This is a genomic window from Actinoplanes sp. OR16, assembly GCF_004001265.1.
Lineage (GTDB): Bacteria > Actinomycetota > Actinomycetes > Mycobacteriales > Micromonosporaceae > Actinoplanes.
Genome location: NZ_AP019371.1, coordinates 9,173,994 through 9,196,892, shown reverse-complemented (window position 1 = coordinate 9,196,892; position 22,899 = coordinate 9,173,994). Strand labels below are relative to the sequence as shown.

General features: G+C 71.2%; 19 protein-coding genes. 8 read left to right on the top strand and 11 right to left on the bottom strand.

All coding sequences use genetic code 11. The features are described 5' to 3' along the window. Window positions 1–108 precede the first annotated feature (108 nt). A complete protein-coding gene (locus EP757_RS42315) occupies window positions 109–495 on the top strand; it encodes a hypothetical protein (protein ID WP_127553947.1) in 387 nt (128 codons plus the stop codon). A gap of 79 nt (window positions 496–574) precedes the next feature. Here the strand turns inward: EP757_RS42315 and EP757_RS42310 are convergent, their stop codons facing one another. From EP757_RS42310 to EP757_RS42300, 3 genes are read right to left on the bottom strand one after another with little or no spacing between them, the layout of a single operon-like run. Beyond that, entirely contained in the window at window positions 575–2,476 is a 1,902-nt protein-coding gene (locus EP757_RS42310) for a hypothetical protein (RefSeq protein WP_127553946.1), read from the bottom strand. A gap of 58 nt (window positions 2,477–2,534) precedes the next feature. Next, window positions 2,535–4,970 carry a transglycosylase domain-containing protein gene (locus EP757_RS42305; RefSeq protein WP_127553945.1) on the bottom strand — a complete coding sequence of 812 codons (2,436 nt, stop codon included), beginning with the start codon at window positions 4,968–4,970 and terminating at the stop codon, window positions 2,535–2,537. A gap of 55 nt (window positions 4,971–5,025) precedes the next feature. After that, on the bottom strand, window positions 5,026–5,700 hold the full coding sequence (locus EP757_RS42300) for a Crp/Fnr family transcriptional regulator (RefSeq protein ID WP_232050287.1): 675 nt from the start codon (window positions 5,698–5,700) through the stop codon (window positions 5,026–5,028). Between the two features lie 67 nt (window positions 5,701–5,767). Here EP757_RS42300 and EP757_RS42295 point away from each other — a divergent pair, with 67 nt between their 5' ends. Together EP757_RS42295 and EP757_RS43160 are read left to right on the top strand one after the other, a co-directional pair. Further along, window positions 5,768–6,277, top strand: coding sequence for a Pycsar system effector family protein (locus tag EP757_RS42295; RefSeq protein WP_127553944.1), 510 nt, complete (start codon window positions 5,768–5,770; stop codon window positions 6,275–6,277). A 164-nt stretch (window positions 6,278–6,441) separates the two neighbouring features. Further along, window positions 6,442–6,588: a hypothetical protein gene (locus EP757_RS43160; RefSeq protein ID WP_160166031.1), complete on the top strand. Its 147-nt coding sequence runs from the start codon at window positions 6,442–6,444 to the stop codon at window positions 6,586–6,588. A 2-nt stretch (window positions 6,589–6,590) separates the two neighbouring features. Here the strand turns inward: EP757_RS43160 and EP757_RS42290 are convergent, their stop codons facing one another. The 3 genes from EP757_RS42290 to EP757_RS42280 form a co-directional block, all read right to left on the bottom strand. Continuing rightward, window positions 6,591–7,202 (bottom strand): hypothetical protein, encoded by a 612-nt coding sequence (locus tag EP757_RS42290; RefSeq protein ID WP_127553943.1) that lies wholly within the window; start codon window positions 7,200–7,202, stop codon window positions 6,591–6,593. Between the two features lie 67 nt (window positions 7,203–7,269). After that, the gene (locus EP757_RS42285; protein ID WP_127553942.1) at window positions 7,270–8,808 is read right to left on the bottom strand and encodes an FAD-dependent monooxygenase; all 1,539 of its coding nucleotides are present in this window, start codon (window positions 8,806–8,808) and stop codon (window positions 7,270–7,272) included. Window positions 8,809–8,888: 80 nt separating this feature from the next. After that, window positions 8,889–11,591, bottom strand: coding sequence for an AAA family ATPase (locus EP757_RS42280; RefSeq protein WP_127553941.1), 2,703 nt, complete (start codon window positions 11,589–11,591; stop codon window positions 8,889–8,891). Window positions 11,592–11,826: 235 nt separating this feature from the next. Here EP757_RS42280 and EP757_RS42275 point away from each other — a divergent pair, with 235 nt between their 5' ends. The 4 genes from EP757_RS42275 to EP757_RS42260 are packed head-to-tail and all read left to right on the top strand — an operon-like array spanning window position 11,827 to window position 15,922. Next, entirely contained in the window at window positions 11,827–12,618 is a 792-nt protein-coding gene (locus EP757_RS42275) for a 2-amino-3,7-dideoxy-D-threo-hept-6-ulosonate synthase (RefSeq protein ID WP_127553940.1), read from the top strand. Next, a complete protein-coding gene (locus EP757_RS42270; protein WP_127553939.1) occupies window positions 12,615–13,637 on the top strand; it encodes a 3-dehydroquinate synthase II family protein in 1,023 nt (340 codons plus the stop codon). The genes EP757_RS42275 and EP757_RS42270 overlap by 4 nt, the downstream gene beginning before the upstream one ends. Further along, window positions 13,634–14,869, top strand: coding sequence for a phenylacetate--CoA ligase family protein (locus EP757_RS42265; protein ID WP_127553938.1), 1,236 nt, complete (start codon window positions 13,634–13,636; stop codon window positions 14,867–14,869). The genes EP757_RS42270 and EP757_RS42265 overlap by 4 nt, the downstream gene beginning before the upstream one ends. 12 nt (window positions 14,870–14,881) lie before the next feature. Then, window positions 14,882–15,922 carry an FAD-dependent monooxygenase gene (locus tag EP757_RS42260; protein WP_127553937.1) on the top strand — a complete coding sequence of 347 codons (1,041 nt, stop codon included), beginning with the start codon at window positions 14,882–14,884 and terminating at the stop codon, window positions 15,920–15,922. Here EP757_RS42260 and EP757_RS43640 read toward each other — a convergent pair. Both EP757_RS43640 and EP757_RS42250 read right to left on the bottom strand, forming a co-directional pair. After that, window positions 15,863–16,945 carry a helix-turn-helix transcriptional regulator gene (locus tag EP757_RS43640; protein WP_197725492.1) on the bottom strand — a complete coding sequence of 361 codons (1,083 nt, stop codon included), beginning with the start codon at window positions 16,943–16,945 and terminating at the stop codon, window positions 15,863–15,865. The genes EP757_RS42260 and EP757_RS43640 overlap by 60 nt on opposite strands. Before the next feature lie 151 nt (window positions 16,946–17,096). Continuing rightward, the gene (locus EP757_RS42250; protein ID WP_127553936.1) at window positions 17,097–18,062 is read right to left on the bottom strand and encodes an NAD(P)-dependent alcohol dehydrogenase; all 966 of its coding nucleotides are present in this window, start codon (window positions 18,060–18,062) and stop codon (window positions 17,097–17,099) included. Between the two features lie 79 nt (window positions 18,063–18,141). On the opposite strand from EP757_RS42250, the gene EP757_RS42245 reads away from it, so the two are divergent. After that, window positions 18,142–18,792: a TetR/AcrR family transcriptional regulator gene (locus EP757_RS42245; protein WP_232050286.1), complete on the top strand. Its 651-nt coding sequence runs from the start codon at window positions 18,142–18,144 to the stop codon at window positions 18,790–18,792. 1,194 nt (window positions 18,793–19,986) lie between these two features. Here the strand turns inward: EP757_RS42245 and EP757_RS42235 are convergent. Genes EP757_RS42235 through EP757_RS42225 form a run of 3 tightly spaced genes read right to left on the bottom strand, consistent with a single transcriptional unit; the run spans window position 19,987 to window position 22,849 of the window. Further along, on the bottom strand, window positions 19,987–20,763 hold the full coding sequence (locus EP757_RS42235; protein WP_127553933.1) for an IclR family transcriptional regulator: 777 nt from the start codon (window positions 20,761–20,763) through the stop codon (window positions 19,987–19,989). After that, entirely contained in the window at window positions 20,760–22,058 is a 1,299-nt protein-coding gene (locus EP757_RS42230; RefSeq protein ID WP_127553932.1) for an aldehyde dehydrogenase (NADP(+)), read from the bottom strand. Before EP757_RS42230 ends, EP757_RS42235 begins: the two co-directional genes overlap by 4 nt. Next, window positions 22,055–22,849, bottom strand: coding sequence for an NAD(P)-dependent oxidoreductase (locus EP757_RS42225; protein WP_232050285.1), 795 nt, complete (start codon window positions 22,847–22,849; stop codon window positions 22,055–22,057). Before EP757_RS42225 ends, EP757_RS42230 begins: the two co-directional genes overlap by 4 nt. Window positions 22,850–22,899 lie beyond the last annotated feature (50 nt).

Genomic DNA, 22,899 nt, shown 5'->3' with positions numbered 1-22,899 from the left:
AGTCATCTGACGACGACGTCAGCTATCCGACTAGCAAACTGGCGTTGGCGTGGCAGAACGCGCTCACATCGGCATGAGCGCGCGGTGATGCACCGATGGCCTCGGGCCGTGACCAGCAGCCGGGAGACCATTCGCCGTTTTGAGCCCTACGCCGACCACTTCGCGTTCGTCGTCTCGGATGCGGGAGCTGATGAGGGGACGTTCGACGGCGATACCCGGGACGACGCCGACGAGTCGTGGCGCATCGCGGTGGGGCAGCACTGCATCGTGGTGGGAACGGCTCGCTACGACCATGTGCCGGTACTGCTCACGGTGACCGACGCCCCTCCCGCTGAGGCGATGCTCGACTCCTGCGACCACGTCGTCGAGGCTGACGTGTCGCTTCCCTCCGGCCGGCTGTGCATCAGCGGTGGTGCCGAGCTCCCGGACGAGGTGGAGCCCGTTCTGCTGACGACAGTCCGCTACCGAGTGCCCCGACGACACGTCGGCCCGTGAAGTATCACGCGGGCGAGCCCGGGGATCATCTGGAGTACCACCTCACGGTGTGGCCGGCGACCGCAGGAGGAAACAGGAGTCACGACAGGTGGACCAGGCCGTCGACGCCGACCGTCTTCTTGCTCAAGTTGACGATGGTGATGGTGTGTTTGCCGGGCTTCGACCAGCTGCGCGTGAAGACCAGCTGCTTGGTCTTGCGCGACGACTTGTAGAGGTTGATCGTCGCCACCTTCTTGCCGTCGATGTAGACCGCCGCCTTGCCACGCGTCTTGTCCTTCGTCGCGATCCAGCCGATCGACCGGGTGGTGACCGTGAACCTCGCCGAGGCGTTCTTGGCCTTGGTGACCTGCTCACTGCCACCGAGATAGGACGCGGCCTTCGCCGTCTTCCACTTGCCCTTGTAGGTCTTGGAGGGCCGCTTGTTCAGCGTCACCTTGGTCGCCGCGCCTGAGGTGACACCGGTGTTGCCGACCTCATCGGTGGCCTTGATCAGCCAGGTGTTGGAACGGTTGGCGGTGGCGGTGACGGCACGTCCGCGCTCCCAGGTCGCCAGCTTCACGAAAGACGGCGCCGCCGTCGAGCCGCCGAGCCGCCGGGCCAGCTGCAGGCCGGTGATCTCGTGGGTGTCCCGCAAGCCCCACTGCACCTGTACCGGCACCACGGTCGTGCTGACCGTCCCCGTGCGCAGCACAGCCCGCGGTTTCGGGTTGACCGTCGGCGCGGTGACATCGGCGGGCTGGGTGATGGTGACGGTCGCGCCGGTGGAGGAAGCGGCCTTGACAGCGAAACTCATGCCGAGCCCACTCCACGATTCACCGGCTGCGAGAGCGACACGCTCGGAGGCGGGGGAGAAGGTGACCAGCTGTGTCTCGCCCCAGTTCTCATAGGGGACGTTCAATGACAGGTCGATATACCGGACGATCACCCCGGCGCCGGGCCCGTATTCGTCGTCGACACCGGCGTCCAGGCCGACAGCGGTCCGATATTCAAGATGATAAGTGCGACGACCCATCGGTACGACGACCTGCCGCAATCCGGAGCGAGCGGAAACCGGCGCCAGCGTCACGGTCGACGTCTTGACGAGCCGCCGGCTGGCCGACGACGGCAGCAGACCGAGTTCGCCGAGGTGGACCGCCGACAGATAGCCGGTGGCGCGGCTGCCCATGATGTCGTACTCGTCGTCATAGCCGACCACATCGCAGTGCAGCGACAGCGGCACCTGCACCTGATGCGCCGCATTGTTGTAGCAGGCGGCGCCGTTGCTGTGCCGCAGCCCCAGATTGTGGCCGAACTCGTGGCCGATCGTCTGCAGGTGCGACGACCCGTTCAACCACATGACCATGTCGCCGCTCATGCCCGCGCCGAGCGTGGCGAGCCCGGACCAGCCGCAGCCGCTGACCTGCGGAAAGTAGATGATCAGGTGGTCGCGGCCGCTGGTGCCGATGCTGCCGGAGATCCGCTTGGCGGCCGTCTCCAGGGCGTCGATGTCGACGCAGCGGCCGGACGCCGGACTGGCGATCTTCTTCCACGCGGTGACCTTGGCGACGGCGACGCGGATCTTGCCGGCGGTGGCCGCGTTCCAGTAGCCGTCCAGGGCCTGCGCCGACGTCTTGAGCTGCGCCGTCGTGGGTTGCCCGCTCGGCACCGACGTGGTCGCCCAGTAGACCGGCACGACGGTCACGTGATGAGTTCCGGTGATCCCGAACGCGCTGGCACCGCCCGAGGACAGCGGCGTCACCGTTCCACCTCGCAGGCGGACCCTGGTCCCGGAGGCGATTCCGGCGGCGGCTGCGGGGTCGATCTCCACCGGGGTACGCGAACCCGCATGCACCCGGACCCGCTCCACCGGAACAGGGGAGTCGGCGATCGTGCGGACCAGCACCCCGTCGGCACCGGCCGCACCGGCGGTGGCGGGCGGTGCGAGCAGACCGGCGACGGCGACCGCCCCGGCAGTGATCAGGGACGTCATCCGTAGCCGCATGCGGCGCACGCTACCGACGGACCAGCCGGAGTGGCAGACCCGTTAGGACCGTTTCGGATCAGCGGGTTGGCGTCGGTAACGGGAAGATCGGGGGAAGACCCGGCAGGTCCGGGAGCTCCGGGAGCTCCGGTTCCTTCGTCTTGCCGTTGCTGACCTGGATGACCACGACGCCGCCCTTGACGGTGCGGCCACTCGGGTCGGTGCCCGCCGCGGTACCGGCAGGGCACTCCGAGTCGACCTCTTGACCGATGTCGACCGTGAAGCCGGCGCGTTCGAGCCGCCGGCTGGCCCGGCTGAGCGTGTCGCACTCGACGTCGGGAATGGAGCGCCGGTCCCCGTACGCGATCTTGCGGTTCTCGGGTTTCTTGAACTGGACCCTGGGTTTGCCGTCCATGTAGTCGGCGAGGGTGCGGTAGACCGCCGGGTTGACCTGCGCATGCCGCAGCCGGTCCTTGTGGTTCTGGTAGTCCGGGTTGACCAGGTAGCCGGCGACCACGAGCGATGTCGTGCCGGCGATCAGCGACGCCGTCTTGTCCCGGTCGGTGGTGCCGGTCTTGCCGAACACCGGATGCCCGACCACCCAGCGGGTGTCACCGGCCGTGGAACCGCCGCAGCGGCCCAGCTGGGCGGAGTCGCCGACCGGGCAGCGGGCCGCGTCGACGGCGGCGCGGGCCACGTCCGGGCTGGTGGCCTGGCTGCACTGGGACCGGCCGACGTCGAGCTTGTCGCCGTCGCGGGTGGCTATCTGCTCGATCGGCGTCGGCGGGCAGTACCTGCCGTCGGCGGCGAGGGTGGCGTACGCGTTCGCCATGTCCAGCGGCGTGGTCGCCGAGACGCCGAGGGTGAACGCGCCCCACTGATGCGAGTAGCCGGGCGAGGCCAGCTTGGCGTCGTCGGGCTCACGGAACTGGATGCCGAAACGTTTGGCGACGCTGACCGCGTTCTCCGCGCCGATGCGTTCCTCCAGGGGTACGAAGTACGTGTTGATCGAGTTCCCGAACCCGGTCCACATGTTGTAGACGCCCTCACCGCCGCCGCCGGAGTTCTGCGGGCACCAGAAGTGCGTTCCCTCGCAGGCCGCGTCGTTGCCCCGGTCGATGACGTAGCCCGACTTGTACCGCTTCTCCGCCTTGATCGTGTACGCCAGCGGCAGCTTCTTCTCCAGCGCCGCGACCAGCGTGAAGATCTTCATGACCGAGCCGGCCTGGTACCCGGTGATGTCACCGCCGCCGGACAGCAGCGGGTTCGTGGTGTTCGGGTAGGAGCCGCGGATCCCCTTGCGGGCCTTCGCCGGATCCGACGAGATCTTGTTCTGCGGGTCGCCCGGGTCGTCGAGCTTGAACTTGCGGTTCGCCGCGAGCAGCCGCACCTTGCCCGTGCCGGGCTGAACCGCCGCGAGCAGCAGCGCGTTCTTGTTCTTCTCCGAGATCAGGTCGCCGATGCGGCCCCGGGCCTTCGTCTGCGCCTTGATGTCCAGGGTGGTCGTGATCCGGTATCCACCGCTCTTCAAACGGCGCTCCCGGTCGTACGCGGTGGCTCCGAACTCCTCCCGGCCCATCCACCACCGGTAGAAATAGTCGCAGAAGAAGCCCCAGTTGTTCTTCGCGACCGAAACGCATCCGTTGCTCATCGGCCGCACCTTGCGCGGAATGGGCTCCTTCATCGCGGCGTCGGCCTGCGCCTGCGTGATCGCCCCCATCTCCACCATGCCGGGAAGAACGTAGGAATCGCGGCGCTGGCGCAGCGCCTCATAACCGTCGGAGGTGGTCGGGTCATAACCCGACGGCGCCCGCACGATCGCGGCGAGCATGGCGGCCTGGCCCAGCGTCAGATTCTTCGGCGCCTTGTCGAAATAGACGCGGCTGGCCGCGAAGATGCCGTAGGTCTGCTTGCCGAACGGCACGATGTTGAGATAGCGCTCCAGGATCTGCTCCTTGGTGAGCTGCTTCTCCACCTCGAGCGCGTACTTCATCTCGGTGACCTTGCGCTTCGGGGTGTCCTTCGTCGCCTCGACCACCTCGTTCGGGCTGGTCGCCGAGTACGCCAGCGACATCCGCACCCACTGCATGGTGATCGTCGACGCGCCCTGCTTCGGCCCGCCCTGGTTGTTGTTCACCAGCGCCCGCGCCACACCCTTGAGGTCGACGCCGGCGTGGTTGTAGAACTCCCGGTCCTCGGCGGCGATCATCGCGTCGCGCATCGGCTGCGCCATGTCCTTGAGCGGCACGTCGCTGCGGAACTCGTCGTAGAACTGGGTGATCTGCGTCTTGTTGTCGGACGCGTAGACCCGGGTGATCTGCGGGGCCTTGAACGCCCGCAGCTCGGTCGGCAGGCTCGCGAACGCCTCCTCGCCGGCCCGCAGCGTCAGCCCGGACATCGCCGCGTACGGGAAGGCCGCCGCCGCGACCACGATCCCGGCGATCAGGCCGCAGGTCAGCAGGACGAATCCGTTGACGAAGATGTTGTGATCCCGTCGGCGTATCCAGGAGCTCACCGCTGCACCACCTGAGGTCGGGCGAAACGATCCATGTCTATCAGACCTCACCGTGTCAAGAAGCCAGCTCGGCGAGGCCCTCCGGGTCGAGGATCACGATACGTCGATACGCCGTGCTGATCAGCCCCCGCGACCGCAGCTCGTGCAGCGCCTTCTGCACCGTCGCCCGGGCGATAGCGATCATCGCGGCCAGCTCCGGCTGGCTCAGCGGCACCACGATCTCGATCGTGTCGTCCGGCCGGCGCCTGCCGCACGCCTGCGCGATCTCGGTGAGCAGCCGGGCCAGCCGCACCTCGGCCGGGAACGCCACGAAATCGCTGCGCCGCCGGTTCGCCCAGGTCAGCTGCCGGGCGATGGTGGCCATCACCAGATTGGACACTTCCGGGTGACGCCGCAGGAAATGCTCGAACACCGCCCGGGCCAGCACCCCGACACAGGTGGTGCCGCACGCGGTCACCGTCGCGTTGCGCGGGCTGCCGGTCAGCGCCCCGATCTCACCGAGCAGCTCACCGGGCAGCCGGATGCCGAGCAGCGTCGCCCGGCCCTCGACCGCCGTGGTCACCTTGACGAAGCCGCTCTCCAGCACCACCACGTGCGACCCGGCCGACCCCTCCCGCAGGATCACCCGGCCGGTCGGATAGCGGCGCCGGGCGCAGAGGCCGAGCAGCTCGCCGGTGACCGAGGGCGTGAGACTGCCCAGGAAGGTCCCGGGCGCCCAGCTCTCGGCCATGCCCACCATCATGCTTCAGGCTTGCGTTCCGCTGGAACCGTGGAACCACCCCGAGCTGAGGAGTCCGATGGCGACACCCGAACCGACCGACGACGCCTGGCGTGCCCTGCAACTGCAGTTCGACCTGGTCAAGCACGCCGAGACGAAAGCGGCCGCCACCCTGGCGTCCTCCGGCGTCCTCGGCGGCCTGCTCTACAGCCTGGTCTCGCAGAACAAGCTCGGCGGTGTGCTGTTCGCCCTCCTGGCGTCGCTCACGGCGGTGGCGATCGTGGTGGCCGCGACCGCCGCGGGCAATGCGCTGCGGCCACGGATGTTCCGCCGGCACGGAAGCCAGAACCTCCTCTTCTACAGCACGATCGCCGACCGATTCGGGCACGACGCGGATGCGTTCGGCCGGGAGTTCTCGGCGCTGCTGAGCGACCGTGGGGAATTGCTCGCCACGATCACCGGCCAGATCCTTTCCAACGCCAATGTGGCGGCCCGCAAATACCACGCCGTGAACGTCGCGATCTTCACCCTTCTGGCCGCACTCGCGCTCATGGCGGCCACCGCCGCGGTCGGCCTCACCGGCTGGTGAACGAGCCGTTCGGGCGTACCCGGAACGGTTAGCCCGAACAGTGCCCCGGCGTACCGATCGTCGCGGTCCGGTGTGGACCTCAAGGCGATACATTCCGTGCGGTTTCACTCCCAGAATTGTTCCGTGTCGTCAGATCCTCTCCACCGACGTACACGGGTGTGCCGATGAAGGACTGCGCGCGGCTCCTCGACGCGCAGGCGGGCCGGGATCTGCTGGCGGGCAGTCCCGGTTCCGGCATGGTCGTGCCGCTGACCGGCGCCCCCGATCCGAAGACGATCGCTAATGGGAAGGGTGAACACCCGGTGGGGTGATCTCAGCGCGGCGCGGCGTGCCGCAGGATCTCGGTGAGGCGGCCCTCCGCGCGGGTCGCGGCGAGCCGTCCCCGGTGCAGCAGGGTCAGGTCCTCCACCGCGCAGGCCGGTGGCCGGTGCGCGTTCGCGGCGGCCAGGGCCGGGTTGCGGTCCTGCCAGGTGAGCAGCGCGTCGCGCAGCTCGCCGGGGACCGGGTCCGGTGACGGGCCGGCGGCCTGCGCGGACTCGGCGAAACGCTGCCGGTGCGGCCAGAACGACCAGACCTTCGTCTCGTCGATGAGCTGCTCCACCGGGCCGATCCGGCCGTACCGCATGGCGATCTCGACCGAACTGAGCCGACCGTCGGCCAGCAGCTCGCCGATCATGCCGTGCCGGGCCCGCTGGCCGGCGACTTCGTAGAACGTACTGCGGCAGCCGCGCGGCTGAACCGCGCCCACGATCGCCTTCCAGGTCAGCGAGTGGTCGGGGCGGGCGGCGAGCAGCTCGGCGACCGCACGGTAGTACATGATCTTGGTCTGCCAGTGATTGCGCTGCGTGCACTGGTTGTCGGCGAGCCGGAGATACCAGCCGGCGATCGTCGTCCTCGCGAGATCTTCGCTGATCTTCGTTGACATCGTGCCTCGGTCCATTTCAGATCGGCTGGGAGATGTCAGCGTCGCCGGTCGGCCCGGCCCGCCGCTATCACGTGTTCTCGTAGAACACCGGCCGTGACCCGGTCACCTCGGAGAGCACCCGGTCACAGTCGGCCGGCAGATCGTCCGCGGACCACGCGACCCGCTGGTCCGGGCGGATCAGCACGAGCCGGCCCGGCCAGGCAGCCGGCACCCGCGTACCGGCGATCGGCAGATGCCGCACCGGGATGCCCCGTGTGCGCGCCGCCGTGACCAGCGGCCAGCCGTTCTGATCGGCGGTGAGATCGGCCAGGGTGAACTGCGGTCCCAGCCGGTCGAAGAGCTGACCACCGCCTGCGATCGGGAACGCCGGCGAGCGGTGACCCGTCGTCCCGGCCATCTCCGCCGGACCGGTGCCGCCCGGGTCCAGCCGCGGCGCGTGTTTGCGCAGAGCGTCCACGATGGCGTCCTGGTCCGCGCCCGACTCGGCCAGCCGGTCGAGCCGCGCCCGGGTCCTGCGCACCCGCTTCGCCGACCGCTGGTCGGCCAGGGCGTCCCGGCGGCGCTCGTCCTCATAACCCGCGAGCAGCCGCTCACCGGCCCAGCCGTGCAGCGTCGCGGCGAGCCGCCAGCCCAGATCCACCGCGTCACCGATGCAGAGGTCGACGTCGCCGCCCGGCGCGCCCGCCTGATGCCCGGCCCGGCCGGCCAGGAAGATCCGGCCCTGCCGGTACGCCCGGGCGATCGACGGCGCCCCGGTCCGCTGCACCACGGCCATCACCTGCGGCGGATCGTGGGCCAGGCCGAGCCGGTGATGCAGCAGCGCGCCCGGGTCACCGACGTCGTCCTGGTCGTCGGCGGTGACCCGCAGATGCGCGACACAGCTGTCGCCGTCGTGACCACCGGTCACCGTCGCGCCGTGCGTGATCAGTACGGACGGATGACGCCACGTGCGGGTCAGCGCCGGACTCCGGAAGTACACGGTGAACCGGGTCGCCGACGGGCCGAGCTGCTGCAGGCCCACCCCGGCACAGCGGCGCACCGTGCTCTCCGTGCCGTCGCAGCCGGCCAGGTACGCCGACTCGATCACGTGCCGCGACCCCGCCGCCGCGTCGATCACCGTGGTCGTCACCGCACCGTCGTCGGCGCGGACGTCGGTGAGGGTCCACCGGGTACGCAGGTCGATCAGCGGATGCTCGTGCAGCGACCGGCGCAGCCGCGTGATCAGCACCGGGCCGTTGATCAGCAGGTACGGCTCGATCGGTGCCGTGCCGTCGGCGCTCGTCGCGTACGCCTGGCGCAGGTCGGCCGGCGCCGGTAACCGCCACACCGGCACCGCCGGCCGGCCCGCCTCACGGCTCCACAGCACGTCGACCGGGCAGCTCGGATCCATCCCTTCGGCGCGCAGTGGCCGGTTCAGGCCGAGCCGGCGCAGCAACTCCATGCCGCGGCCGCTGATCAGCATCGGATCCGGGAACCGCGACGACCCGCCGGCCCGCTCGATCACCATGCTCGGCACGCCGTGGTGAGCCAGCTCCAGCGCGGTGAGCGCACCGGTGACACCGGCTCCGGCCACGAGCACCGGCGTACGCAGGGCGGGTGTCGGCATCGGTGGTCCCCCGGGACGGTCGGCATGACACGGTCACTTCGCCATGCTCGCCCCGCGACCGGGGACTAACAATCACGTGTTCACGTGGTTGCGCCGCACTCCCGCGCGACGAGGGCAGCGAGTTCGGCCCGGCGGCGGACACCGAGTTTCGCGAAGATGTTGCGCAGATGGGCGTCCACGGTGTGCTTCGAGATGAAGAGGATCTCGGCGATCTCGATGTTGGTACGCCCCGCGCCGACCTGCAACGCCACCCTGCGTTCCGCCGGGGTGAGCGACGGCAGGCAGGTCGCCGACCGGTCGGCGGCGACCGGTGCGGCCTCGGTCTGCGGCGCCGGCTCGTGGCCCAGCAGCATCGCGTCCTCCAGCGCCGCGGCGAGCGCGAGAGGCCGCCCGGCCAGCCGGAACTCCTCGGCCGCGACGAGCACCCGGTCGACGTCCTGGTGATACAGACCGGCCGCGTGCGCGGCGGCGCCGGCCCCGCCGTGCACCCCCGGGTTGCGGCCGGCGAACCGGCGCGCGGCGTGGACCACCGACTCGGCGGTGTCCTTGTGACCGGTGTCCAGGGCGATCCGGACCATCGCCGCCGCCGCCCCCGGCTCGGTGGCGAGCAGAGCAGGACGCTCCGGCAGCGCCGCGTACACCTCGCTGAGGAGCGTGAACGCGCCCTCCTGATCGCCGGAAGCGGAGAGCAGCACCGCCTCCGGCCAGAGCACGTCCTCGGGGACCGCCGTCACGCCGCCGCGCTCCAGCTCACGCACGTGCTCGCGGTGGGCCTGTGCGGCGGCCAGGTCACCGCGCAGCACCGCTATTCGCATGAGCATGCCCAGCAGCGGCATGGCCAGGGCGTACGCGGAATGCTGCTCGACCACCGCCAGGCCCGACTCGGCCTCCACGGCGGCTTCCTCGACGCGGCCGGTGGCGAAGTACAGCGTCGACTGGAAGTGGTGCCAGAGCGGCTCGGTCCAGGCCGCGCCGGACCGGTCCGACTCGCGGCGGCCGGCCCGGATCACCTGCTGCGCCTCACCGAACTCGTCGAGGGCGATCAGCGCCGCGCCCAGCCAGATCCGCGGGTGCCGGTGCGCCGCCTCGCCACCGGAGGCGTCGGCCAGGGCGGTCGCGGTACGCGCGTGCTCCAGCGAGTCCCGCAGCCGCCCCTCGGTGAACGCCACGAGACTGCGCGCGGAGAGACCGAACACCGCCGCCCCGTGCTCGCCGGCTCCGCGGCCCAGCTCGTCCGAGCGGGCGCCGGAATCGTCGGCGCCGGCCAGATCGCCGAGGTAGCAGAGGGCGTGCGCGCGGACGGCGTGCAGCCGGGCCCGCACCGCGGGGGAGACGCCGGTCTGACGCAGGGCGTCGTCGGCGTACCCGACCGCCTTGACGTTGAGGCCGCCGTGCTTGCACGCCTCGGCGAGCCCGAGCAGCAGCACCGCCTCGGTCTGCGGGTCGAGACCGGCGCCAAGCGCTTCGACGCCCAGCTTGCGGGCCTCCTCCAGGCGGGCCGCGGCGGCGAGCAGGCCGACCGTGTCGGCGATCAGGGCGGGCCGTTCCGGGTCGCCGGGATCGGCGTCGGTGAGAGCACGCAGCATCACCTCGGCGGCAGCGCTCGGCGCCACCCGGGCGATCTCCCGGGCCACCGACCGGACCATGCGGACCGCGTCGGCAGCTCCCGCGGCGCCACTGCGCAGCTGGTGCTCGGCCACTTCCAGGGCGGGGCGGCCGGCGTCCCGGGTCATCGCCGCGGTCTCCCGGTGCAACTGCTGGCGCATGGTGAAGGGCAGCATGCTGTAGACGGCCTGGCGTACCAGATCATGGGCGAAGGCCAGACCGCCGAGACCGTCCTCGACCAGGAAGTCCGTCATCGCCTCGCCGACCAGCGGATAGAGGTCGGTGACCGGGCGGCCGGTCAGCCGCGCCGCCTCCTCGATGCCGAACGGGCGGCCGAACACCGACGTCGCGCGCAGCAGCAGACCGGCCTCCGGCGACAGCGTGTCGAGCAGCTCGCGCACCGACTCGACGAAGCTGGACGGCAGATCGTCGCCGATCACCGACGCCACCCCGTCGGTGACGAGCAGCTGACCGGTGGCGATCAGCGCCTTCAGCAGCTGTTCGGCGCGCAGCGGGTTACCGCCGCAGGAGGCGGCCAGGGCGATCACCGTGTTGTCCACCTGCGCGCCGACCACCTCCGCGCTGAGCTGGGCGATCGCCGCCTCCCGCAGCGGATGCACCCGGATCGGCGGGCCGCCGTCCCGGGCCAGCCACTGGATCAGCTGGTGGCCGGGGGAGCGGCGGTCGTCGACGGACGGCGGCCGGTGCGCGAACAGCCAGCGCACCGGCGACGAGGCCAGCGCCGGGATCAGCTCGCGGATGGCCAGCGCGGACAGCTCGTCCATCCACTGCGCGTCGTCGATCATGATGAGCAGTGGGCGCTCGCGGGCGGCCTCCTCCAGCGAGGCGCGCAGCCGCTGCAGGGTGCCGAACGGGTCGGCGCGTTCCGGCTCCCGGTGCGCGAGCCAGCCGAACGCGGCGGAGGCGGGCCGGCAGTCGCGCAGCGCCCCGGCCAGCGTGACCAGCGGCGCGGCCTGGTCGAGCTGGAACGCCTCCCGGGTCGCGACGGTGATGCCGAGCGGCCGGGCGCGCTCGGCGGCGAACCGCAGCAGCCGGGACTTACCGATGCCGGGTGGCCCGGTCAGGGTGTGGAAACCGCCGGCGCCGGCCGCGGTGTCGTCCAGGATCCGGGTGAGTGAGCCGATCTCCGTTTCACGGCCGAGAAGACGCCAGGGCATGCGGCCTCCGTCGTGTGTCGGACGCTGATTGTCCTGTTTAGCACAGGCCCGGGCGTGCCGCAGCGGAGCCGGACGGCGCAACTACTCGTTCGGTCAGGCCGTCCATCCCGGACCTTCGGACATCGGCCCTGATCAGCCCGGATGCTCCCGCGGAGACGGTCCGTCACCCGATCGAGCAGTGGTTCGCCATCCATGGCCGTCACTAGCTTCGGCACGACCGAACGAAGGGGATGACATGTACGGCAACGAATCCTTCGGGCGCCGGCTGCGCCTGGGGCACCTGAACCGCCGGGGTGGTTCCGGCCTGCTGCTGGTGCCGCTCGACCACACGATGGGCGCCGGCCCGCTGCGACCGGACGGTGATCTGGACGCCCTCGTCGCCGAGCTCGCCGAGCACGGCGCCGACGGCGTCGTGCTCCACAAAGGCGCCGCGCGGCGGATCCGGCCGGCCCGGTTCCGCGACCTGTCGCTGATCGTCCAGCTCAACGCGAGCACCCGGATGTCCGCCGACCCGGACGCCAAGTACCCGGTCGCCACCGTCGAGGAGGCGCTGCGGCTGGGAGCGCACGCGGTGAGCGTGCACGTCAACGCGTCCTCCCGCACCGAGGCCGCGCAGATCGCGCACCTGGCCGACGTGGCGGAGGCCTGCGACCGCTGGTCGGTGCCGCTGATGGCGATGATGTACGTCCGCGGTCCCGCGGTCCGCGACGGCCAGGCGCCGGGTCTCGTGGCACACGCGATCACCGTCGCCGCCGAGATGGGCGCCGACCTGGTGAAGACGGCCCTGCCCGACGACCCGGCGGCGGCTGCCCGGGTCATCGCGGGCGCCACGGTTCCGGTGCTCGCCGCCGGTGGCACGCCCGGCGCGGAGCCGGAGACCGTGCTCACCCGGATGGCGGCGGCGATGCGGGCCGGCGCGGCCGGGGTGGCGGTGGGCCGGCTGGTCTTCACCGCCGACGACCCGGGCGCGATGCTGCACCGCCTCGCCGCGGTGGTCCACGACCGCACCCCGGCAGGTGTCCGATGACATCGAGAGAGTGCTGGCTCGATCTCAGGGGCGCCGGTGACTGGCGGGCAGCGGTCATCGAAGAAGCCATCCACCAGGGATTCGAAGCCATCGTCAGCGACGACGAGAACGACCTGACCGGCCTGCCGCCGACGGTGAGGGCCATCCACGTCGTGAACGGGGAACCGACCGACCCGGCCGTCACCCGCATCGACGTCACCGACGCCGCCACCCTCGACCTGGCCTGCGAGCACGTGCGCCGCGAGGCCCTCACCGTGCTGCGCTTCCACGACCCCACGCACATCCCCCTGGAGATCGTGCTGGCCGCCGCGGACGGCGCGACCGGCCGGATCATCACCGAGGTCGACGACGTCGAGACCGCCGAGGTGCACCTCAGCGTCCTCGAACGCGGCCCGGACGGGGTGCTGCTGCGTCCCAGCGGACCCGGCGACGCCACGAAACTGGCCGAGGTGGTCCGCCGCCGGTCACCCGACCTCGACCTGGTCACCCTCACCGTCACCGGGGTGCGGCACTGCGGCTCCGGCGAGCGGGCCTGCGTGGACACCTGCTCCTATCTGGGACAGGACGAGGGCATCCTGGTCGGGTCGCGGTCTCGCGGGCTGCTGCTCTGTGTCAGTGAGACGCACCCGTTGCCGTACATGCCGATGCGTCCCTTCCGGGTCAACGCCGGCGCTGTCATGTCCTACACGCTCGGTGACGCCGAGCGGACCCGTTACCTCTGCGAGCTCGAAGCGGGTTCGACGGTGCTGGCCGTGCGCGCCGACGGCCGTACCCGCCCGGTCACCGTCGGGCGCGTCAAGATCGAGACTCGGCCGCTGCTGGCGATCGACGCGTTGGCGCCGACCGGCGAGCAGCTCAACCTGATCGTGCAGGACGACTGGCACGTGCGGCTGCTCGGGCCGGGCGGCGTCGTGCACAACTCCACCGAGCTCAGGCCGGGCGACACGATCCTCGGTCACCTGCCCGGCCGGGAACGGCACGTCGGCTACCCCATCGACGAACGGTGTCACGAGCTATGACGATGCCCGCCACGTTCGCCGAGCTGACGAAGCTCCAGGAGGACCGGCTGCCCGCGACCCTGGCCGCGGCAGCCGCCTCACCCTTCTACCGGGATCGCGTCGGCAAGGACTTGCGCGATCTCCCGCTGACCACCAAGGCCGACCTCCGTGACGCCTACCCGTTCGGCATGCTCGCCGTGCCCCGGGAACGGCTGGCGACCTACCACGAATCCAGCGGCACGACGGGCATCCCGACGTCGTCCTACTACTCCGCCGCCGATTGGGAGGACCTCATCTCCCGGTACGCGAGGATGCACGTGGGAATCGGCCCTTCCGACACGCTCCTGGTCCGCACCCCCTACGCGCTGATGCTCACCGGTCACGTGGCCCAGGCCGGCGCCCTGGCCTGCGGCGCCACGGTGGTCCCGGCCGACAACAGGTCGGCGGCCACCCCGTACGCCACGGTGGTCCGCCTGCTGCACGACCTGGACGTCACCCTGACCTGGTCGCTGCCGACCGAGACCTTGCTCTGGGCGGCCGCCGCCCGGCAGGCGGGGCTGCGGCCCGGCCACGACTTCCCGGCGCTGCGGGCGCTGCTGGTCGCCGGCGAACCGCTCAGCCGGGCGAAACGCGACCGGATCGCCCAGCTCTGGCAGGCGCCGGTCGTCGAGGAGTACGGCGCCAGCGAGACCGGTGGCCTGGCCGGCGAGTGCCCGCACGGCACCCTGCACCTCTGGGCCGATCGGGCGATCTTCGAGGTGCTCGACCCGGAGACCGGCCGGATCACCCCGGACGGCGCCGGCGAGCTGGTCGTGACGCCGCTGTTCCGGGAGGCGATGCCGCTGCTGCGCTACCACATCGGCGACCGGGTCGAGGTGACCTACCGGGACTGCGCGTGCGGGTGGGCACTGCCCGCCGTCCGGGTTCTGGGCCGGTCCGCCGACGCCTCGCCGGCACTGGAAGAGCTGGTCTTCCGGCTGCCCGCGGAGTACGGCGTGCTGTTCTGGCGGGCCAAGCGTCTCCCTGCCGGTCTGCGGATACAGATCGAGGCCGATGCCTGGTACGCCGACGCCGCGGCGAAGGAGCTCGCCGCCACGGTGGAGTCGGCGTACCAGGTGAAGGTCGTGATCGAAGCCCTGCCGCCCGGCTCGCTGGTGCCGCCGCGGGTGCTCACCGCCGGGCCGGAGGTCATGAAGCCGCGCGGGCTGTTCGACGCGGACGAGGACTGGGATCGTGCGCTGCGCTACTACTGAGAGGCCGGTGCCATGAGGATCGCCATCGTGGGCGCCGGCATCGGTGGCCTGACCGCCGCCGCCGCGCTCACCAGGCGGGACGCCGAGTGCGTGGTGTTCGAGAGCCGCGACGCGCTGCCGGACGAGGGGGCCGGCATCCAGCTCTCGCCGAACGCCTCGTCACTGCTCCTCGACCTGGGCGTCGAGCTGGACTTCGCGACCGCGATCAGTCATCGGGAGCTGCGTCGATGGTCCGACGGCACGCTGCTGACCAGGACGGATCTGGCCCGCTACGCGACGCCCTATCGGACCATGCGGCGGGGCGCGCTCATCGCCGCGCTGCACGCTGCGATTCCTCCGGCGGTCGTACGGTGGGGAAGCCGCTGCGTGGCGGCCACCAGCGCAGTGGTCACGCTCGCCGGCGGGCTCACGGAGAGCTTCGACGCGGTGATCGCCGCCGACGGCCTGCACACGACGGCGGGGTCGGCCCTGGTCACCTCACCACCGGTGGACAGCGGATTCGTCGCTCACCGCGCGGTGCTGCCGCTGGACGCTCCCGATCGGGTGGTGGTGTGGCTGGGCCCGGGGACCAGTTGCGTGGCCTACCCGATCGGGGCCGGGCTGCTGAACCTGGTGGTCGTGAGCAACGGCTCCTCTCTCGCCGGCTGGGACCCGGTCGTGCGCGATCTCGTCGCCCGCGCCGGGAACTCCTTCGACCGGCGGGTCCTCTACGACCGTGAACCGCTGCCGGCCTGGCACCGCGATCGGCTCGTGCTGATCGGCGACGCGGCGCACCCGATGCTGCCGTTCATCGCCCAGGGCGCCGGCCAGGCCATCGAGGACGCCGTGGCGCTCGCTGCCCACTGCGACGATCCCGGCCGGTTCGAGGCGGCCCGCCGCGACCGGGTCCAGCGGGTGTTCGACCTGTCCCGGGCCGGCCGGCACGTCCACCACCTGCCCGACGGCGGCGAGCAGCAGGCCCGGGACCGGGCGCTCGCCGCCGCGCCGCCGGACTCACACGACTGGCTTTACGGCCCGGCGCTGCAGGAACGACACCAGCTCCACCCGCGATGACAGGCCGAGCTTCCGGAAGACCTGCCGCAGGTGGTAGTTCACGGTGTGCGGCGACAGCCCGACCCGCGCCGCGATCTGCCGGTTCGTCAGCGCCTGCCCGACCAGCTCGGCGATCTCCATCTCCCGGCCGCTGAGGACACTCCAATCCATGGCCGTCGTCGCCGGGCGCGCCGCATGACGCCGGGGGACGGGCCGCGGGCGCTGTCCGCGCTCGGCGTGCAGGGCCGCCACCACTGAACGCGGCATCGAGTCCTCGACGATCCCGCGTACCAGCTCGTGAGCGAACGCCAGCGAATCACCGGCCGCGACCAGCAGCCCCGACTCGAGCGCCTCCTCGATCCTCGGCAACAGGCTGACCACACCCGTACCGAGCAGCGCGGACAGCCGCGCCGGTGGGAACGGTGACGGCAGCGCGGCGGCGGCCTGCACCAGATGGCGGGTCGGCGGGGACAGCGTCGCCAGCCGGTCGCCGAGCCTGATCCGCACACACTCCGGCAGGCGGCCGGCGACCGGAACCACCGTTGCGTCACTGAGCCGCAGCAGACCCTCGGCGCGCAGACCGGCGATCAGGCGTACCACCGCGCCCGGCCGGCCCGCCGCCACCCGGGCCAGGTCGAGCAGCCGGTCGCCGGGCCGGGCGCCGCCCAGGGCCGCGGTCACCAGCCGGCGGACGTCGGCGGGGCAGAGCGGGGCGAGCCGGATCCGCCGCACCTCGGCACCGGGCGGCGGCGTCGTGGTGACGATCAGTCCGGTCGCTGCCGTCGATCCCGGTGCCGCCGGCCGTCCCGTCGCCCCGCGATCTTGGAGCAGCGCAGGCTGATGGCCGAGCAGCACGTGGTCCGCGGCTTCGACCACGGTGAGACCGCGTCGTCGTCCGGCGGCGGCGCACTCGCGCAGCAGCCGGGCCCGCCCACTGTCCGGCGGCCCTTCGACGAGCAGCACCGTGGCCTGGCCACGCTCGGACAGCGCGGTGATCGCCCGCATCTCACGGTCCCGGCCGATCAGGGGAAGAGGCTGTTCCATCGGTCCCTCCTCGGGTCGGATCCGATGGTGGGGCCGCCCCGGCGGCGGAACCGGCTAGAAGTAGGGCATTGGCAACACTTCCCCGCTGTCCGGCACGAAGGAGAACCTCGCACCAGGACCGGGACCGGACGCGTCGTCCTGGCGCTGCCCGTCAGACCGTGATGACGACCTTGGCGCGGGCGTGCTCGGTCTCCAGGTAACGGATCGCGTCCGCCGCGGCCGGCAGCGGGAACGTCCGGTCGATGACCGGCTTCACCGTGCCGCCCGCGACCAGTGCGGCGAGCGCGGTGAGCGACGCGTGATCGGTGACGGCGGAGAGGATCTCGATGCGTTCCGCGACGAACCGTGAGGCCAGCTGCGCCTGGATGATCAGCCGCATCGGCCCGACGAGGCTGCCGCCCCGATAGACCCCGCCGCCGGAGAGGACCAGCGTGCCGCCGGGCGCCACCAGCCGCCGCAGCCCTCCGAGGGAGTGGCTGCCGACCAGGTCGAACACCAGGTCGTAGCGGCCCCCGACCTCCTCCTTCCGATAGTCGATCACGTGGTCGACGCCGAGCGACCGCAGCAGATCGACGTTGCGGGTGCTGCACACCGCTGTCACTTCCGCTTCCTTCGACTTCCCCATCTGTACGGCGAAAGTCCCGACCCCACCCGAACCCCCGATGATCAGGGCCTTCTGCCCCGGTCGCAGGGACCGCATGCCCTGCGACGCCGTGACCCCGGCCAGCGGCATGGCGGCCGCCTGTTCCGCCGTGATCGCGGGCGGCCGGATCGCCATCCGATCCTGCGGGACCGCGACGTACTCGGCGAGCGTGCCACCGGCGTGCACGGTGTCGCCGAACACCTCGTCGCCGACCTGGAAGAGCGTGACGTCCGGGCCGACCGCCTCCACCGTGCCGGCGAAGTCGCGCCCGCGGATCGCCGCCTTCGGCCCGCGCAGCCCGAACGTGAGCCGGGCTGCGCGGGGATCGCCGCGCATGACGTGCCAGTCGTACGCGTTCACCGATGCGGCCCGCACCCGCACGAGCACCCGGTCACCGGTGGCGGCGGGCCGCGCCACGTCGGTGAAGTCCAGCGTCTCCGGCCCGCCGTAGCGCTTCTGCGTCAGAGCCTTCATGTCATTCCTCCTAGGTGTACGACGTACACCTAGGCTGAGGTGTACGACGTACACCTGTCAAGGGAGCTATCGTGCCGGAGTGGTGAAAACGCTGCGGCTGAACCGCGACCGGGTGCTGCGCGCCGCCGTGGATCTCGCCGACTCGATCGGCCTGGAGCAGCTGAGCATGCGCCGGCTCGCGACCGAGCTCGACGTCGTGCCGATGGCCCTCTACAAGCACGTGGCGAACAAGGACGAGCTGCTCGACGGCATGGTCGACGTGGTCGTCGGCGACATCGACCCGCCCGCCGGCCCGGGCGCCGACTGGAAACCGGCGGTGCGGCAGCGCATCCTGTCGGCCCGGCGCACGATGCTCCGCCACCCGTGGGCGTCACGGGCCATCGAGAAACGGCAGGCGCCCACCACTGTCGTCCTCGCGTACATGAACTCGGTCATCGGCATGCTGCGAGCCGGCGGCATGTCCGCCGCCCTGACCCACCACGCGATGCACGCCCTGGGAAGCCGCATCCTCGGCTTCACGCAGGAACTCTTCACGGCGGACTCCTCGGCGCCGCCGCCCGACATGACCCTCTTCCCGCACGTCCTGGAGATGGCGGTGACCGCGGCCCACGAGACGGGCTCCGTCGTCGGCGCCGGCTGCGACGACCAGTTCGAGTTCGAGTTCGCCCTCGACCTCCTCCTCGACGGCCTGGAACGCCTCCACCAGCAGAACTGGACCCCGCACCACTGAGTCGCGGTGACCCCTGCCCGGGCCCCGGCCGTCCGCATAAACCACCAGACGCCGGTCCGGATAAAGCGAACCGGGATCACTACCGTCGCCTCATGGACCGCCGAGGACCTGACCGCCGTGGCCACCGAATTCGACAACCGTCCCCGCAAGATCCTCGGCGGGGACAGCCCAGCCCAGCGGTTCACCCGATCGCTCACCGAAGCCGCATGATAAAGCATCCGCATCTGCCGAATTCGGGGCGTTTCTTTCGACAATCATTCGATCTTCGCCGGTGGCCGTTATTCCCGTTCGTCCGGCGCTCGGAATGTGCACGCCGAAAATCGCCGCGCCCCAATCCGGGAAACGAGGTAACGGGCGTGCGAATTGATGCCGCAGTCCGCTGGAATCGACACGCCGGCAATAGCCCCGCCGAGACCCCGCGGCCGCTGCGTGGCGGCACGCCGGACGTCCGAGCCCGCCCACCACCCCCCGACTCGAATCCGTGACCGCCAGATGCGCGGCCTGCGGGTGCGCGGCCTGCGGATGCTCCGCCTGCGGATGCGCGGTCCTCGGGTGCGTCGACCCCGGCTGGGCCACCTCGCGCTGGGCGTTCTCGTCCTGCGGGAAAACCGGGTTGAGCCGTAGCCGTCTGCGTCTCATGCTGGCCCACCATGCTGGGCGAGGACGCCGAGCGCCGGTCATCGACCCGCAGATCCGCGGGCTTCTGCCCAGCCGGAGGCGCTTGCTCGCCCGGAGGCGCTTGCTCGCCCGGAGGCGCTTGCTCGCCCGGAGGCGCTTGCTCGCCCGGAGGCGCTTGCTCGCCCGCAGGCGCTTGTTCACCCGCAGGCTCCTGCCCGCCCGCGCTCAGCCGGCGCGCATGGCGCTGCAGCAAGCCCCACGCGCGATGCCGCTCATGGGCGCGCCGAAACCGCTCAGCCTCCGCCGAATAGTTGCGACGCAGCGTCCGATCCCGCAAATGCCTCGTGGGAAACAACGTCAACTGCGCCATGCCTCCATTCTCCGCGCGACACCCGCCCCCGACGACCGCGACCACCAGAATTTCATATCAGGAAATCATTCGATCCGGACTGGATGATCCGCAGATCCAGCACTCGAGAATCGAAGCCAGAATCACCTTCATGTCGAAGTAGCGGAAAGCGGCCATGACTCTCCTTCCGCGACCTCGATGCGCGAGGCCGCGGAAGGGAAGCGCGGTCAGCGGATGCCTTCGGCTCTCAGCTGGGCGGCCAGTTGCTGGGCCGCGTCGCGCAGGACCTCGGCCACCCGTTCCAGTTCGGCGTCGGTGGCGGCGGGCAGCGGGATGGAACAGCTGATCGCGTCGGTGCCGGGGATGCGGTAGGGGACTGCTGCCCCGACGCACGCTATTCCGGGGGTGTTCTCCTCGCGTTCCAGGGAGTAGCCGCGGGTCCGGGTCTGTTCCAGGTCGAGCTGGAGGGGCTCGGTGGCGGTGATGGTGTTCGGGGTGAGGCGGGCCAGGGGCGCCGGCGGGAGCAGGCCGGCCACTTCGCGCGGGGTGAGTTCGGCGAGCAGGACCTTGCCGAGGGCGGTGGCGTGGGCGGGCAGTTGGCGGCCGACCCGGGAGACGGCGCGGCGGGAGTCGGCGGTCTCACGGGTCAGCAGGTAGATGACGTTGGAGCCGTCCAGCCGCGCGTAGTGCGTGGTGTAGTTGACCTTGTCGCGGATCTGTTCGAGGACGCGGGTGGCGAACGGCAGCGCCGGGTCGCGGTCGAGGTAGGCGGTGCCGGTGAGCAGCGCGTGCGGGCCGATGCCGACCGTCGAGCCGTCGGCGTTCGCCTCCAGCCAGCGCATCGCGATCAGCGTGTGCAGCAGCTGGTGCAGGCTGGAGCGGGGATAGCCGAGCCGCTTGTGCAGATCGGTCACGGTCATCGGGTCCCGTGCCTCGCCCAGGATCTCCAGGATCTCGATCGTGCGCTGAGCGGATTTGACCAGCTTCGGCTCTTCGGTGGTCATGCGAGCCCCTTGACGAACGAAGCGGGAACGTTCTGGAAGGTGACCGGGCGCAGGAACCGGTCGATCGCCGCGGTGCCCACCGAGGTGTGCAGAGGGGCGGTGGTGGCAGGATACGGCCCGCCGTGATGCATCGCCGGGCTGACCGCGACACCGGTCGGCCAGCCGTTCAGGACGACCCGTCCGGCGTGCTGGGCTAATTCGGTCAGCAGCGGCGCCAGCAGCGGGTCGTCCTCCGGGGCGTGCACGGTCGCGGTCAGTTGCCCGGGCAGCCGGCGCGCGACGGCCAGCAGATCCTGCTCGCCGGTGTACTCGACGAGCAGCGCGGTCGGCCCGAACACCTCGACCAGCAGTTCGTCCAGGTGTGTGAGGAACGAGGCGACATCGGTGGCCAGCAGCGCCGGCGAAGCGGACGTGTCGTCGGCGTCGCCCGCGACGAGAACGCGCACGGCCGGATGCGCGGCGAGAGCAGCACGGGCCTCGCGGTGACCGGCCGCTATACGACTGTTCAGCAGCGCGCCACCGGCCACTCCGAGATCCACCGAGGACCCGGCGGGCACCAGGATCACGCCCGGCTTGGTGCAGAACTGCCCGAGCCCCAGCGTGAACGACCCGACCCAACCCTCCAAGATCTCCGGACCGCGCGCCGCGAAGGCCGCCTCCGTCACGAAGACCGGGTTCACACTGCCCAGCTCGCCGTAGAACGGAATCGGCGATGGACGCGAAGCAGCAAGATCGAAGAGGGCCCGCCCGCCGTGCAGCGAACCGGTGAACGCCGCCGCCTTGATGCGTGGATCCAGCAGCGCGTCCCGCCCCTCCTGCTCACCCTCGATCAGCTCGAAGACGCCGTCCGGCAGAACCTCGCCGACCAGGGCGGCGACGCGGCGGGACAGGCGCGGATGCCCGGGATGAGCCTTCACCACGACCGGGCATCCGGCGGCGAGGGCGGCAGCGGTGTCGGTCCCGGCTACCGAGAACGCGAAGGGGAAGTTCGAGGCCGCGAAGATCAAGACCGGGCCTATCGGTACGCGGACCCGCGTCAGTGCGGGACGGGGACCACTGGGCCAGCCGGGATCCGCGGGGTCGGACCGTATGTCGTGGACGCGCCCCGCAGCGATCTCCCCGGCGTACAGACGCAGTTGGAAGGTCGTCCGCGCCAATTCCCCGGTGAGCCTGGCGTGCGGCAGATGCGTCTCCTCCGCGGCGAGCGGGATCAGCTCATCAGCGGCGGCGTCGAGAGCGTCCGCGACGGCATGGAGAAGAGCGGCACGATCAGCAGGGATATCAAAATCGGTCATAGCGTCGTTCCCAGGGGTTCGGTGCTGACGGCCCAGGCGCCGCCGAGCATTTCGCGGGGGTCGGTGGGGCCGGCGTCCGGGTAGAGCAAAGCCCAGTCCTCGGCGTCGTCCTCGGGGTGGTAGCCGATCCTCTCGCCGGCGGCCAGGGTCATCCAGCGCCGGGTGTTGCGGGAGATCGCGTTGACGATGTGGTGGCCGGGTTCGTCCAGCCGCAGCGCGGCCTCGACGAGCCGGACCATGTCGGCGGGGGAGAGCCAGGTGGAGAGGCTGCGGACGCCGCCCGGCTCGGCTTCGACGGTCCCGATCCGGGCGGAGACGATCGTCATGGCGTAGCGGTCGGCGTACACGCTGGCCAGCGCCTCGGCGGCGACCTTCCCGACGCCGTAGAACGTGTCCGGGCGCGGTGGCAGCACGTCGGCGTCGGCGGCCCGGATCGCCGGGGTCATCCCGACGGCATGGGCCGAGCTGGCGAGCAATACACGGCGGACCCCGGCGGTACGCGCGGCCTCCAGCGTGATCTGGGTGCCGTTGATGTTCGCGTCCAGGATCTCCGGCCAGGGCCGGTCCTTGCTGAGCCCTCCGAGGTGCACGACCAGATCGGCGCCGGCGCAGGCCGCGGCCATCGCGCGAGCGTCCGTGATCGACGCGGCGAGGTGCTCCTCACCGGGCACGAGATCGGCCGGCGTGACCGGGTCGAGCAGGCGCAGCCGGCGGTCCGGCCGGCGCAGCAGCGGCCGGATCAGCGCGCCGATGCGGCCGGAGGCGCCGGTGATCAGCAGTTGTTCGGGCACGTTCTCTCCTTCGCCGGTCATTCGGCGATCACTGTCGTAACACTCTTGAC

Coding starts and splice junctions, on each gene's coding strand:
- EP757_RS42285 (WP_127553942.1), bottom strand. CDS start 8,808: ATGCCGACACCCGCCCTGCGTACGCCGGTGCTCGTGGCCGGAGCCGGT.
- EP757_RS42235 (WP_127553933.1), bottom strand. CDS start 20,763: ATGACCACCGAAGAGCCGAAGCTGGTCAAATCCGCTCAGCGCACGATC.
- EP757_RS43640 (WP_197725492.1), bottom strand. CDS start 16,945: ATGGAACAGCCTCTTCCCCTGATCGGCCGGGACCGTGAGATGCGGGCG.
- EP757_RS43160 (WP_160166031.1), top strand. CDS start 6,442: ATGAAGGACTGCGCGCGGCTCCTCGACGCGCAGGCGGGCCGGGATCTG.
- EP757_RS42275 (WP_127553940.1), top strand. CDS start 11,827: ATGTACGGCAACGAATCCTTCGGGCGCCGGCTGCGCCTGGGGCACCTG.
- EP757_RS42300 (WP_232050287.1), bottom strand. CDS start 5,700: ATGGCCGAGAGCTGGGCGCCCGGGACCTTCCTGGGCAGTCTCACGCCC.
- EP757_RS42290 (WP_127553943.1), bottom strand. CDS start 7,202: ATGTCAACGAAGATCAGCGAAGATCTCGCGAGGACGACGATCGCCGGC.
- EP757_RS42280 (WP_127553941.1), bottom strand. CDS start 11,591: ATGCCCTGGCGTCTTCTCGGCCGTGAAACGGAGATCGGCTCACTCACC.
- EP757_RS42260 (WP_127553937.1), top strand. CDS start 14,882: ATGAGGATCGCCATCGTGGGCGCCGGCATCGGTGGCCTGACCGCCGCC.
- EP757_RS42230 (WP_127553932.1), bottom strand. CDS start 22,058: ATGACCGATTTTGATATCCCTGCTGATCGTGCCGCTCTTCTCCATGCC.
- EP757_RS42295 (WP_127553944.1), top strand. CDS start 5,768: ATGGCGACACCCGAACCGACCGACGACGCCTGGCGTGCCCTGCAACTG.
- EP757_RS42265 (WP_127553938.1), top strand. CDS start 13,634: ATGACGATGCCCGCCACGTTCGCCGAGCTGACGAAGCTCCAGGAGGAC.
- EP757_RS42310 (WP_127553946.1), bottom strand. CDS start 2,476: ATGCGGCTACGGATGACGTCCCTGATCACTGCCGGGGCGGTCGCCGTC.
- EP757_RS42250 (WP_127553936.1), bottom strand. CDS start 18,062: ATGAAGGCTCTGACGCAGAAGCGCTACGGCGGGCCGGAGACGCTGGAC.
- EP757_RS42270 (WP_127553939.1), top strand. CDS start 12,615: ATGACATCGAGAGAGTGCTGGCTCGATCTCAGGGGCGCCGGTGACTGG.